Below are 12,740 nucleotides of genomic sequence, written 5' to 3' on the forward strand. Positions count from 1 at the left end.
AACAAACCCTCCCCATTCACCGTCCGGCTCATCACATGGTAGTAGCCCAACCCTCCCTCCACCAAACGCCTACGCCTTCGTTTCATGACGATGACTCAACGCCAAACTATCAAGCCTGTCAAATAAAATAAACCTGGTTAAAAATAGATCATTCGATAAGTTCACGATGGGAGACTGATCATTCATCGGTGAAGGATTCAAAGCGCCATTCTCCTTCGTCATCCTTGCCCAATCTGATTGAAACCCTGCGGGATTCTTCTCGCTCTCCTTGGTTCGGATGCCAAACGGTGCCTTTTGCGAGAACAGTGACTTGTGCCTCATTTTCGGTAGGGAAAACGACTGACGTAGAAGAAAAACTAAGATCAAAAATGTATCCTTGGCTGTTCGCGCCTAGAAACATACCTGCAAGTTCGTCAGGCGATCGTGCTCCATTGGCTTGCCGCACATTCGTCGTAGAGATTACAAAAGGATCTGCAAGCAGGTCCCGAAATCCCTTGACCACACCCGCTTTCTCAATGAGGCCGGCTGGTGAATCGAGCGAGATAAGCTCTTCAAGTTCATCCAACTTTTTGATGACTCGCTCTTTCTCAGACTCCTTAATAAATACGAACCAAGTACCAAATAGCACGATTCCCATCCCGAGAACCATCAACGTAGTCTTCTTGCTGCTCATTTCATTGATTGCTTGCGTGATCGGGTTTGCTCTGAAATACCGCTCGATAACATGGACCAGAGACAGCAGATTCTCCAGATATTTCGAGATAGTGGAGCTCTTCTAGAAGGACATTTTATTCTGCGATCCGGCTTGCGAAGCAGGCAGTTTTTTCAATGCGCACAGGTATGCCAATACATGGATCGTGTCACGGTTCTCGCCAGGATGTTAGTGGATAAGCTAAGTGATTATTCGTTTGATACCGTTCTCGCTCCTGCGATGGGCGGTTTGGTAATCGGTCAAGAGATCGCCAGACAGACAGATTCTCGTTTCCTCTTCGCCGAGAAAGTTAAGGATAGGTTGGAGCTCCGGAGAAATTTTGCGTTTCCCTCAAGAGGTGAAAAGGTGATGGTGGTTGAGGATGTTGTCACTCGTGGTGGACGGGCCAATGAGGCGATCAGTCTAGCGGATCAGGCCGGAGGGGAAGTCGTCGGTTTAGCCGTGCTAGTCGATAGAAGTAACGGGAATGCGAATTTTCCGGTTCCATTCGTTCCTCTCATCTCAATAGTTGCCGAAACCTTTTCACCCGAAGATCTCCCTGACGATCTTAAATCGATTCCCCCGGTTAAACCAGGCTCTTAAGCGACAATTGGCTTGCAGATTCCTAAACTAACGATGGTTGAGAAAATCTCGATTTCGCAACTGGGACTACTTGCGTTTCAGTGGCTTTGACCTAGGTTCTGGCGAGAATGACGGTCGTTGCGACAGCAAAAAACGGGAAAGTCCCTGCGGACACGTTGCGGGTTTTCGAAGCTGCTGGTCCCTTTTTAGGGGAGCTTGAACAGTTTTTTGAGGATCAGAAGGTCGAGTTCGAGCCTGAGCTCCAAGAGCTCGTTGAGTATGCAATCACCCACAGTGGGAAAAGACTCCGACCGATCGCCCTCTACCTATCGAGTGCGAACTCTGACAGGCAGATTCCCAAGCGTCTAGTGCAGGCAGCAGCCGTGGTCGAGCTTGTTCACTTAGCCACCTTGGTTCATGATGACATCCTAGATCACGCGGATCTTAGACACGAGAGTGAGACGGTCGCCCGGCGGTTTGGAGTGTCGGCAGCGGTCCTTCTTGGAGATGCCCTTTTTGCTCAAGCGCTCCAGTTGGCCAGCCGGTTCGAGACAACTGAAGTTTGCCGGTTGGTTTCGGAAGCAACCCGCAAAATTTGCGCCGGTGAGATCGAGCAGTCTCTTGATGGGCAAGAGCCGAAGGACGAGATTGAACGTTACTTCCGAATCATAGAGAGAAAAACTGCAGTTCTTTTCGAAGCCTCCTGTCGACTGGGTGCTTATCTTGGTTCCCCGGGTGCTGCGCTTGCTCCTATCGCGGGTGATTTTGGTCGGCACATGGGAATTGCCTACCAGATCTACGATGACTTAGTTGACGTCATCGGCTCTGAAGCCAACGTCGGTAAAACTCTTGGCACAGATCTGGCGAGTGGTAAGAGAACATTGCCGCTGATTCTCCTGAAAAGAAAACTCAGTCGCGAAGGCCAACATCCCGATGACCTCGCGAACGCAGAAATCGCAGATTTGATGCTACAGGAAGAGATCGTAAGCGAAGTAGAAGCTTACTTTGCCCGGGAAATGGAAAAGGCCGAATCCGCTGCGGATGTTATTCCCAGCGGCCGGAAGGGATCGAGACTCTCCGACGTTGCAACCTTTTTGAGGGGTCGATTCGACCTGCTTTTAGCCGAAGCAACGGTCCGGCTTTAGCTTTCTGAGCTGAACGTAAGTTTGCTCAGTTGAACGAGGAGGCAGGGTTTTTCTCGATTCGATCCTAGGTGGAAAATCTAGTTTATCAAAAAAGTCCGAATCCAAAGAACTCTGAGCCAATCTTTTCTGTTGCTTCTGTCAGGCGAGGGTGAGACTTTTCGAACGGTGCCAGAACAACGCGGAGATGCTGTGGGGTCTATCAGCTCGACATTGGTGGACAATTTCGATTCTGACTCTCGCCTCATTGAGAGAGTGAAAGCAGGTAATATCGCTGCGTTTGATTTGCTTGTTCATAAATACAAGAAACGAATCTTCGCGATCATTTACAATATGACCTCAAATCGCGAGGATGCGGCCGATCTCACTCAAGAGTGTTTTATCAAGGCATTTCGGTCTCTGAATCGTTTTAAGGGAAGGTCCCAGTTTTTCACCTGGCTGTATCGGATCGCGGTGAACGCTACTCTGAGCCACCTGAAACGTAACCGATATAGAAGATTCTTCAGTTTTGAGTCGCTCAACGAGGATGGGATTAGTCCTGATCTTGCCGCAGCACTTTCCTCAAAAATTCAGACAGAAAGACCACTTTTGCTGAAAGAGCTACAGGAAAAATTGAACGAAGCTCTTCAATCTTTGTCTCCCAAACATAGAACAGTTGTAGTTTTGTTTGAGATTGAAGGTTTGAGTCATGAAGAAATATCCGAGATTGTGCAGACATCTGTGGGAACGGTCCGGTCACGTTTGCACTATGCGAAGCAGCAGCTCCAATCTTCCCTCAACACCTACCTCGGATAGTGGGAGATAATGTTGGTTCCTAAAGAAGAAAAAGAAAAAGTTTCATTGGAGCATCTCCTCCGTCTAAAGAAAAAGGAGATGCCTCCGGAGCTATTTTGGAATCGATTTGACCGCGAGTTGGAGCGGAAAATCGTTCAATCGGTTGTTCGGCGCGAGTCGGTCGTTAGCCGCTACATTCACAGACATTGGAAGATTTCTGGTGTTTTTGCCTGCGCCGTCGTTGCCATGACCATTGCCTTTCAAGGCCACTATTTAGCCCACATTGAAGCACAAACCCCTGTTCTCTCGGATGAGAGTTCTTCAATTGATTCCGAAGAACTTGCCAGCAGATGGGAAGGTGGGACTGCCTCTTCGTTTCGAGACTCTGAGCAGAGTTTTGTGATTGAAATTCTCTCTAGCGGAGCGGGCGTTTCCAGCGGGGCTGGTAGGACGTGGATTGGTTCTTCGTCAGATCAGGATACCGGAGCCTACTACGTAGCGGACCAACTATCTTCCAGCGACTTGGGTTGGTCAGGAGAGCGTCTGCCGTTTTAGTCAGTCAGGCCCTCATGTGGCGTGCTCTTTTTCTTACTGCTCTGGCTGTTTGTTTATTTCAGTCGTTGAACGCATCCGATGCTCTTGGTCTAGAGCGGAGGATGGTGGCAGTTTTCCAAGAGAACCACGAAAGAGTGGTGCGGATCAAAGCGGCCTACGAAGATAAGGAAAACGGAAGTCAAGTTTCCCTCCGTGTTGGGACTGGTTTTTTCGTGAGTTCTGAAGGTCTGATACTTGCCAATACCAGCGTCACTGAAGGAGCGAGAAGGATTTGGATTGAGCGTGGCGATGCGAGTTTGATAGCTGAGGTCATTGGATCAGATGCGGAGACAAATATTGCCCTCCTTAAAGTGGTTGATCCTCCTGAGAGCGGTTTCTCTTTCATTCCGGTCGACAAACAACCTTACCCAGAGGTGGGAACTTTGCTTCTCTCGATTGGCTGTGCCCTCGAATTTGACCCCGCTCCGCGAATGGGGCTTGTTAGCGGACGGGATTCGAATTTTGGGCAGCGTGTGTTCCCTACATCCTACATCCGCACTACCATTCCGGCAAACCCCGGGGAAGGAGGTTCACCTGTGCTTGACCTAAACGGTCGATTATTGGGGATGATCGTCGCGTCGCTTCCGGAGGTTGGGGCATCCTATGTGATCCCTGCCAGCGCAATTGGAAAGGTGCGAGATGATCTGCTTTTGAGCGGCTCAGTGCAGTACGGTTGGATTGGGATGGAAGTAGAGAGTCGATCTTTGTCTGCTGATTCCGATTCACCCCTGGTGATCACCAGCGTTGTGGAAAGTGGTCCAGCTAGCGTCTCGGGCTTGGAGATTGAGGACCGGATAGTATCGATCAATGGGGAGGGAGTATCGGATATAAATACAATGAGACACCTCTTTTTCTCTTCACGTATTGGTCAATTCCTCGATTTCCGGGTGAAACGGGATGGAGAGATTCTCGATTTGGAAGTGCAAGTCTCCGAGAGGCCTTCGGTAACGGATGTTTAGGAGATGAAGTAAGCTTCAAGAGTTACTTTGACTGCCAAGGATCGATCAAGGTAAAGGAATTGACGTCGAAATGCCCTCTATCACCGATTTTAAGGGATGGAATGACAAGCAAGGACATAAAAGACAGCGTCATATATGGGGAGCCCAGTCGGCAACCGTCTTCCTTTGCTAGTGACGTCAGATGAGTGAATTCTCGTGCCGCCTCCGGAGCCTCTTTTTCAGAGATCAAGCCTGCGACTGGCAATGGAAGACAAGCGAGCGTCTCTCTTGATGCGAATGAGAGCCCACCTTTGCAGGTGATGATCGCGTTTATTGCTTTGACTAAAACATGGTCGTCAGCTCCGACAGCAACGATGTTGTGTGAATCGTGAGCTACGCTTCCAGCAATCGCTCCAGTCTTTAGACCGAAATTTCGAATCAAACCGACTGCGGGAGGGGTATTTCCGTAGCGATTGACAACAACAATTTTTAAAAGGTCTCTACTTGGATCAGACACCACAAGGCCCTCCTTTGCGGTTGGGATTACAGAATCCGATCCGGTAATTAACTGCCCGTCTTCTGCTACGATGGTCGCAAACGACTTCCCGGGAACCAAAGGCATTCGAATCGAATCTAAGGAGAGCGGACTTACTTCGAAACGGTTCACGGGTGGGAGCTGAGAAGGCGAAAGGAGCGACAGGCCATCCTCCGCAACCAATTCACCTTTGATCCATGTCCTTTTCGGACGAAAATCCTCTAATTCTTCTACTTCGATAAAATCAGCAGAGTCGCCAGGTCGAAGCAGTCCTACTCCAAGTCCGTAGTGTCTGGCTGGATTTAAGCTGGCGACTTGAATCGCTGTAATCGGGTCTATTCCGTTCCTGACCGCTCGACGAACCAATCCGTCAACATGGGAGACGATGAGATCGTCCGGGTGCTTATCATCGCTGCAGAAAAAACAGGAATCAGGTTCGTCCTTTATAATGGGCCAGAGGGCATCGAAGTTTCTAGCGGCTGAACCCTCGCGAATGGCTACTTTCATCCCAACCGAAATTCGGTCCTTTGCTTCTTCAAGGGTGACACATTCGTGATCCGTTTCTATTCCCGCAGATGCGTATGCCAGCAAATCTTTCCCCGTAACACCAGGTGCATGACCATCGATCGGAAGACATCTCTTCGATGCTTCCTTAATGATTGCCATTAAATCAGGATCCTGAGCGATCACCGCAGGAAAATTCATGACTTCGGCCAAGTAAGAAACCTCAGGCTTGTCCAAAAGACTACCGATTTCTTTGGCACCAAAGTGAGCACCAGCGGTTTCGAAAGGTGTAGCAGGAACGCAGGAAGGAGCTCCGAATGAGATTTGGACAGGTGTCTCGGCAGCTGACCTGATCATCCAGTCAACTCCTTCTATGCCACAGACGTTGGCTATTTCATGAGGATCGCTGACGGTTGCGACGGTCCCATGAACTACCGCAGCGGAGGCAAATGCAGACGGTGACAAGAGAGAGCTTTCTATATGAACGTGGGCGTCGACCAATCCAGGGGAGTAAATCGGACCGCCGTCAATGGTGGGGTCTTCAACTACAGAATCGATTTTTGCCTCTCGGATCGTAATTGTTCCTCCGAAAATCCGTTGATTTTCGACATCGACAATTCGTCCAGAGAAAGAGTCCACCAGCCAGGCTTATGCTGTAGCTACGGTGCTCTCGATTTTCCGCAATCGATCGCAGACAGAATCAATGATAAAGTCGGGAGTGGAAGCACCTGCCGTGACCCCGACCACCTGAAACTGCCTCATTTCGTCTTCATTGATTTGAGCTGCGGTTTCTATGTGAAAAGTTGGACGCTCGTGTTCCTTCGCCAATTTTGCCAGCTTTCGAGTGTTCGCGGAGTGATGGCCGCCTATGACTACAATTGCCTCAGCTCCTTCCTGCACCAGTTTCCGGAGGTCGGTCTGCCTCTCTTTGGTAGCCCCGCAAATGGTATCGTAAATCTCAGCATCTGGATACTTCTTCCGCAAAATCGAAGCCAGACGTTCAAACTCATGGACGAACATCGTCGATTGGGAAACCATTGCCACACCGCCATCGAGTTCCGGGAGAGCCTGAATGTCATCATCATTCTGAACCACGTGTGCACGCCCTCCTGCGTAGCCGACCAGCCCTACTACCTCTGGATGTTTGGGATCTCCAAAGACGATAGTGTGCTTTCCTTTTCGGGCACCCGCTTTGATTCTCCCTGCGATAATTCCTACGTCTGGGCAAGTGGCGTCCTTAAATTCCATTCCGAGATTCTTCAAATACTTGCGGCGTTCGGGAGATATCCCGTGAGCGCGAACCACAAGAACCGACTCATCTTTCTCCTTTTGAGAGAGGACCAAATCCTTTTCGCTCGTATAGTCACCGACCTCGTGGACACCCGACTTCTCGAGTCGTTCCATCATTTGGCTGTTGTGGATGAGGGGTCCATCTGTAAGCACCTTATTGCACCCCTGCGAGGCATAGCCCTCCGCAATCTTGATTGCGCGCTCGACTCCCCAGCAGAAGCCCGCACTCTTGGCCCGAATGACTTTCATCACCTACTACTAAAAACTATGCTCGGAACCGGTCAACTGTGGACGCAGACGTTTACCTTTATGAAAAGTTCTGCGAGAGTCCTCTTCACCCTTGTAGCTCTTTTATCCTCTCTCTCTGCGAAGGAATTCTCCGTTCTCGTCTTCAATGTCGAGAATCTCTTTGACATTGATGGTGTCGCGGAGTTCGAGGATTACCGGCAGGAAGCTTCTTTCGGCAAAGACCAAGTCCCTTATTCTCCTGCTCTTCTTCATGAGAAGTTGAAGTTCATCGTAGACACCTTAGTCGCTGTCGATGATGGAGCGGGCCCCGACATCGTGCTTTTCCAAGAGTTCGAGCGGGATCGGACTCCCCAGTCTTCTGTTTCGGATGATCCGCTTCGCTTTCTTGATGCGGCGAAGAATGTGACGCTTGAAGAGATGCTATCCAATCCTTCCAGAAAAGTGCTCGGGCTTCCGGCCCACGCGTTTGTCGTGAAAGCTCTATCTGAGGCCGGGCTGATCTACCCTTACGTCGCCATGGCAGAGGAAAAGAGACTGTCGGAAGATAGCCCAGCTCACATCAACGTAATCTTTAGCCGGTTTCCCATTGTCGATGTCGATACGTTCCCAACACCTGGTGCAAGAGAGGTCGTCGTCGCAGAGTTGGATGTCGGTGGAAATCCCTTTTTCGTGGTCAACAACCACTGGAAGTCAGGTGCCTCCAACGCGGATACCGAACCAACCCGAGTCGAGAATGCTAAGACTGTCCGGGCCGCATTAGACGATCTCTTGGGTGACGATCCGGCAGCCGATGTTTTGATAGGAGGAGACTTGAACACTTATTACAACCAAAGCCTTCTGTTTCCCGAAATGGAGGTTACGGGGGTGAATACCATTCTTTTGTCTCAAGGTGACGAGCGAGCCGTCGCAGAGGGCGAGAAAGACCTGTATAACCTCTGGTTTGAGCTGCCGCTACCGGAGCGGTACACGGAAGCATGGCGGGATTTCAAGGGAACCCTGATGCAGATGCTCGTAACACCGGGGCTGTATGACAATGAGGGGATACGTTATGTGGATAACTCCTTTGACCGAGTTTTACTACCCGGACGTAATATCGACGAATGGGGTCGTCCTATCCGGTTCAGTTTTGAAGGTGGCGGTCGTGGAGGGAGCGATCACCTGCCGATCCTTGCTCGGTTCGAGGTGGTTGACCGTAGCGATCCTAGATCTTTTCCTCTGACTGATCCGGGACAGGAAGATGATCAGCCGAATCGAGTAATGCTAATCGACTACAATCTTGAAAGAGGGGGCCCGGAGGCGCATTCGCCAAACATTCTAGAGGATTTGGAAGAGAGCGAAATGAGAGAGCATATCGGAAAGTTCTTCGAAGTCGATGGAGTCTGGGAGTCATGGAATCCCCCGACAGTGAGGGTAGCTGATGTTACTTTGCCGTTTTACAGTTCCCAGGATGTGGTGTGGTCCCGGATGGGAGAGGTTGAAACGGGTGATCCCGTCCGGTTTTTTGCCGAATTAGTGAAATGGGATGACGAATATCAGTGGCTCGTTCGCGACCCTTCCTGGCTAATGGTAGGCCGTCGGGGACTCGAACCCCGAACCAATTGATTAAAAGTCAACTGCTCTACCGATTGAGCTAACGACCCTCCTATTCGCAGATGATCGAAGAAAAGTAGGCTTCGGGTCAAGAGAGTCTTTTCAGTCCAAACAGAATGGTTTTTCTAGTGATGGGCCCTGGCACCAGATCCTGATTTGGTTTTGCAATGAAGGCCTCCTTGGCGCATCGTTTTCGGTAGTTGGCAGATGATCGAGCGTCGGTTTAGGGAACTTGTCCATTCATACCTTTCGGGTAGCGTCAGCCCGACTGAACTCTCTTGGGTTGTTGAGGATCTCCATCGCAGAAGGGAAAGAAGGGATCTGTTTTTGGTTTTAGTCGAAGATTTTCTCGAAGCGTCGAAGCAGTCCGACAACGAGAATCAACCCCTCAAGGGTTTACTGCTGAAAGACCTAACCCACATTGAGCAGAGGGACTTGGAGAGGGCAATGCCTAGGCAGGATCCCCTTGTTAGTTCAATGGAGCAAATTCAGGGTAGAGAACCCAAAGAAGATGATGTCGACGAAGGTGAGCTGCACACGAACCGGGTTCGTCTCGAGTCAAAACGGTCAAAACCAGCTAGTCGCCGCGTGGTCGAGGAAGAAAGATCATTTGTTTTGCCAATCATCGGGCTGCTCATCTTGCTCGTTAGTTTGATCTTCATGATCCGATTCTCTTCGTTCGAATCCAGTAGTGGTGGAAAGGATGAGGAGGCGGACTTGTCCGAAGAAATTCCAGACGCCAGTGCTTTTAGGCAGGCCACCGAGTTTCTGGAAGATGGACAATTTGTCCAAGAATCTATCGGGACGTCACTCGAAGAGGTTGGTCCAGAACCAGGTCTTACTGTCTCGAATCAGCCAATATCATTGGTAGACCTCATCGGGAATTCCGAAGGTCTGGATCTTGGTGTTGATGGAATACAAGACTCCGTTATTGGGGATCCAACGGTCGAATCTTTTACCCCAGAATCGCATCCAGATTCGCCTTAAAGGTATCCATCAAATGGTGGTAGGCTGATGAGGTTTCCTTTCGAGGTTGAGTTCGGGAGTTCTTCTGCGGCGAACAAAGTTCTTTTTGAAGAATCTTTACGTCACCGCCGCATGCTGAAGCAGCTCGAATAACGCCGCCAATGGCGACCGAGCCTGAGCTTTTGAGTCGATCAACAGGCGCCTCCATAATGTCAGCAATCGTTTGGGCAATTCCGTCGCTGGCAGAAGCACCGCCAGTCAAGAGTATAGTGTCAGGCGTCTTTCCTATCCATTCCGTCTGGATCCTCATGTTGAGAAACTGGCCCTCAAGACAGGCACGAATGAGCTCAGCTTTCGTAGGATTACTCTTGAAAGCTTCACTGCCGAAACGAACAGGTCGGGCCGCTTCGATCCGAGGTGAAATTTCCGGTCCAAAGAAGGGTAACAATCCGTTTCCGTTGTTGCCTGGCGGAGACTCTTCCAGCCCTCTGGAATCGAATGCCGACCAGTCTACACCCAACGAGTCCTTAATTTTTTCCCTCGCGAGTGAGCCGTTCCGAAAACAAACGAGACTGAGGTAGCCACCCATCGGATTACCGAAGACGTGTCCGTAGCCGATTGGATCCGTGCGGGGCTCGCTCATGGCGGCAAAGAATGTGTCACTTGTCCCTAGACTGACGACGACTTTCCCTGGTTTCTCTGCTCCCATTCCGACCAGGCTACTGGGATTGTCTCCCGTAAAAATGACTACCGAAGCCGAGTTTGAGAACCCATACTTTCGGGAAAAATACGGAGAGACTCTGCCAATAATAGAAGTCGAGCTTTTGATGGGCGGAAGCTTATCGTGTAAGTGGGTAGCTGTCGCGTTAAGAAGATCTTCGTCCCAGTCCTCTGACCTCAGTTCTACAAGGTTCATTCCAAATCCGTCTCCAGGATCAATCGGTGCATCAGTTCCAGTCAGGACGCTTGAAAAAAAAGAGCTCACCAAATGGATTCGATGGGTGGCGGTGTAGGCAGAAGGCTGCGACTTCGCAAACTTGCGGATCTGCGGCCCGCTAAATCTCTCAATTGGGACCGATCCAGATCTTCGACAAACCTCCAAATCTCCACCCAATGCCTGGGCGACCTCCTTGCATTCTTCCGACGTCGATGTGTCCATCCAAATCGGCGACAACCGTCTGGATAAAGCTGGAGTGAAAGCCTCTTTCAACGAGGTCGCAGAGTTCAGACCTTTTAGGCAATTCTCCCATTCTTGGTTGAGGTATACCGTGCCGTGTTGTTGTCCTGCACCGGAAACTCCAACTACGGAGGAGAAACGGACTCCTTTTTGCTGCATTCGTTCTAGACAGAGGTCGAGTGCCTCCAGCCACATGAGCGGGTCGGAAAAAATTTCGCCTTCCAAAGGTCCTTCCACGAAGCCTTGAGGTGCCTGATACTGAGTCAGGTCGCTCCCAAACGAAACCGATTCCTCGGCGACTACTTCACCCTCGCTGGATACCAGGAGGGCAGACACGCTTTGGGTGGACGCGTCAATTCCAAGCCATGTCGTTTCCGGAGACACGGTTACGATCCCTATCGAATTAAGTCATTGAAGAGGTTTTCCAGCATTTCCTGGCGACCGGAGTTTAGAACCGGTTCCTCGCCCGCAAGGGCAATCGCCTCCAACTCTTCAAATGAGGTCGATCTGGATGTAATTTTTTCGCCAAACCCAGAAGAAAACGATGCGTAGCGATCCTTGATGAACTCATCGAGCCGGCCGTCTGCACGGATAGCCGCAGCGATTCTCAATCCTCTTGCAAACGCATCCATTCCCCCAATGTAGGCGTAAATTAAATCGATGGGTTCGTGCGATTCTCGGCGCCTTTTGGAGTCAAAATTGAGACCACCCGTCTTAAAGCCACCCATCTTCAGCAAAACCAACATAACGTGGGTTGTTCCGTAAATGTCAGTAGGAAACTGGTCCGTGTCCCAGCCGAGTAAAGTATCTCCCCGATTCGCGTCGACGCTACCCAACATTCCTGCGTTAGAGGCAACGGTAAGCTCGTGCTCCATAGTGTGCCCCGCAAGGGTAGCATGATTGGTCTCAATGTTGAGCCTGAAGCGGTCTGTCAGCCCGTATTCCCTCAAAAAGTTCAAGCAGGCAGCGGCATCAGAATCGTATTGGTGGGTAGAGGGCTCGCGAGGCTTGGGCTCGATGTAGAAAGGTCCTGAATATCCAATTGAATTCGCATAATCGACGGCCATGTGTAAGAAAGTCGCCAGGTTATCAAGCTCGCGTTTCATATCCGTATTCAGAAGGGAGCCGTATCCTTCACGCCCCCCCCAAAACGTATAGCCGAGACCTCCCAAACGATGAGTGCACTCGATTGCCTTCTTCACCTGTGCCGCCGCATAAGCGTAAACTGCCGCGTTCGGGCTAGTAGCGGCTCCATGGGCGTAGCGGGGATGATTGAAGAGACAGGCTGTGCCCCAGAGCAGTGTTTTCCCATACTCCTTTTGCTTGGCTTCGAGTTTCTCAACAACTGCATCCAGAGCTTCGTTGCTCTTTTTGAGGTCATTGAGCTCTGGAGAAATATCCCGGTCGTGCCAGCAATAAAAATCAATGTCGATCTTCTCGAGAAATTCGAAGAACACATCGACTCGATTGAGCGCGTTTTCCACAGAATCGCTTCGGTCATCCCACGGCATTTGGGCCGTGCCGGCACCGAAAGGATCGCCGAGCTCGTTGCGCATAACGTGCCAGTAAGGGGCTGCAAACCGAAGGTGCTCCCGCATTGATTTCCCTTCGATAATCTCATCGGGGTTGTAGTATTTAAAGGCCAGTAGGTTGTCTGAATCTGGACCCTCGTACCGAATTTTTTGGGTTGGGATATATTCTTTCATTG

At 50.4% G+C, this 12,740-nt stretch carries 12 protein-coding genes and 1 tRNA gene; 6 read left to right on the forward strand and 7 right to left on the reverse strand.

Features of this window, described 5'->3' with window-relative positions; all coding sequences use genetic code 11:
- Positions 1 to 178: 178 nt before the first annotated feature.
- The gene (locus tag AAGJ81_07035) at positions 179 to 673 is read right to left on the reverse strand and encodes a hypothetical protein (protein ID MEM0965884.1); all 495 of its coding nucleotides are present in this window, start codon (positions 671 to 673) and stop codon (positions 179 to 181) included.
- A gap of 51 nt (positions 674 to 724) precedes the next feature.
- Between AAGJ81_07035 and pyrE the strand changes: the two genes are divergently transcribed.
- The 5 genes from pyrE to AAGJ81_07060 all read left to right on the forward strand — a co-directional run bounded on the left by pyrE (position 725) and on the right by AAGJ81_07060 (position 4,742).
- On the forward strand, positions 725 to 1,294 hold the full coding sequence (gene pyrE / locus AAGJ81_07040; GenBank protein MEM0965885.1) for an orotate phosphoribosyltransferase: 570 nt from the start codon (positions 725 to 727) through the stop codon (positions 1,292 to 1,294).
- Between the two features lie 107 nt (positions 1,295 to 1,401).
- Positions 1,402 to 2,418: a polyprenyl synthetase family protein gene (locus AAGJ81_07045; GenBank protein ID MEM0965886.1), complete on the forward strand. Its 1,017-nt coding sequence runs from the start codon at positions 1,402 to 1,404 to the stop codon at positions 2,416 to 2,418.
- Between the two features lie 165 nt (positions 2,419 to 2,583).
- The gene (locus AAGJ81_07050; GenBank protein ID MEM0965887.1) at positions 2,584 to 3,210 is read left to right on the forward strand and encodes a sigma-70 family RNA polymerase sigma factor; all 627 of its coding nucleotides are present in this window, start codon (positions 2,584 to 2,586) and stop codon (positions 3,208 to 3,210) included.
- A 9-nt stretch (positions 3,211 to 3,219) separates the two neighbouring features.
- Complete coding sequence (locus tag AAGJ81_07055; GenBank protein MEM0965888.1) at positions 3,220 to 3,744, forward strand: hypothetical protein; 525 nt, start codon at positions 3,220 to 3,222, stop codon at positions 3,742 to 3,744.
- A gap of 14 nt (positions 3,745 to 3,758) precedes the next feature.
- On the forward strand, positions 3,759 to 4,742 hold the full coding sequence (locus AAGJ81_07060) for a trypsin-like peptidase domain-containing protein (GenBank protein ID MEM0965889.1): 984 nt from the start codon (positions 3,759 to 3,761) through the stop codon (positions 4,740 to 4,742).
- Positions 4,743 to 4,764: 22 nt separating this feature from the next.
- Here the strand turns inward: AAGJ81_07060 and ade are convergent, their stop codons facing one another.
- The 4 genes from ade to AAGJ81_07080 all read right to left on the reverse strand — a co-directional run bounded on the left by ade (position 4,765) and on the right by AAGJ81_07080 (position 8,939).
- Positions 4,765 to 6,399: an adenine deaminase gene (ade, locus tag AAGJ81_07065; GenBank protein ID MEM0965890.1), complete on the reverse strand. Its 1,635-nt coding sequence runs from the start codon at positions 6,397 to 6,399 to the stop codon at positions 4,765 to 4,767.
- Positions 6,400 to 6,408: 9 nt separating this feature from the next.
- The gene (gene ispH / locus AAGJ81_07070) at positions 6,409 to 7,299 is read right to left on the reverse strand and encodes a 4-hydroxy-3-methylbut-2-enyl diphosphate reductase (GenBank protein MEM0965891.1); all 891 of its coding nucleotides are present in this window, start codon (positions 7,297 to 7,299) and stop codon (positions 6,409 to 6,411) included.
- A gap of 102 nt (positions 7,300 to 7,401) precedes the next feature.
- The gene (locus tag AAGJ81_07075; GenBank protein ID MEM0965892.1) at positions 7,402 to 7,551 is read right to left on the reverse strand and encodes a hypothetical protein; all 150 of its coding nucleotides are present in this window, start codon (positions 7,549 to 7,551) and stop codon (positions 7,402 to 7,404) included.
- 1,312 nt (positions 7,552 to 8,863) lie between these two features.
- Positions 8,864 to 8,939: transfer RNA gene (locus tag AAGJ81_07080), tRNA-Lys, on the reverse strand.
- A 157-nt stretch (positions 8,940 to 9,096) separates the two neighbouring features.
- Between AAGJ81_07080 and AAGJ81_07085 the strand changes: the two genes are divergently transcribed.
- The gene (locus AAGJ81_07085) at positions 9,097 to 9,876 is read left to right on the forward strand and encodes a hypothetical protein (GenBank protein MEM0965893.1); all 780 of its coding nucleotides are present in this window, start codon (positions 9,097 to 9,099) and stop codon (positions 9,874 to 9,876) included.
- Here AAGJ81_07085 and AAGJ81_07090 read toward each other — a convergent pair.
- Complete coding sequence (locus AAGJ81_07090; GenBank protein MEM0965894.1) at positions 9,845 to 11,368, reverse strand: FGGY-family carbohydrate kinase; 1,524 nt, start codon at positions 11,366 to 11,368, stop codon at positions 9,845 to 9,847. The two genes, AAGJ81_07085 and AAGJ81_07090, sit on opposite strands and share 32 nt — an antisense overlap.
- A 59-nt stretch (positions 11,369 to 11,427) precedes the next feature.
- A complete protein-coding gene (gene xylA / locus AAGJ81_07095; GenBank protein ID MEM0965895.1) occupies positions 11,428 to 12,738 on the reverse strand; it encodes a xylose isomerase in 1,311 nt (436 codons plus the stop codon).
- Positions 12,739 to 12,740 lie beyond the last annotated feature (2 nt).

This window comes from Verrucomicrobiota bacterium (assembly GCA_038744685.1).
Lineage (GTDB): Bacteria > Verrucomicrobiota > Verrucomicrobiia > Opitutales > Puniceicoccaceae > Puniceicoccus.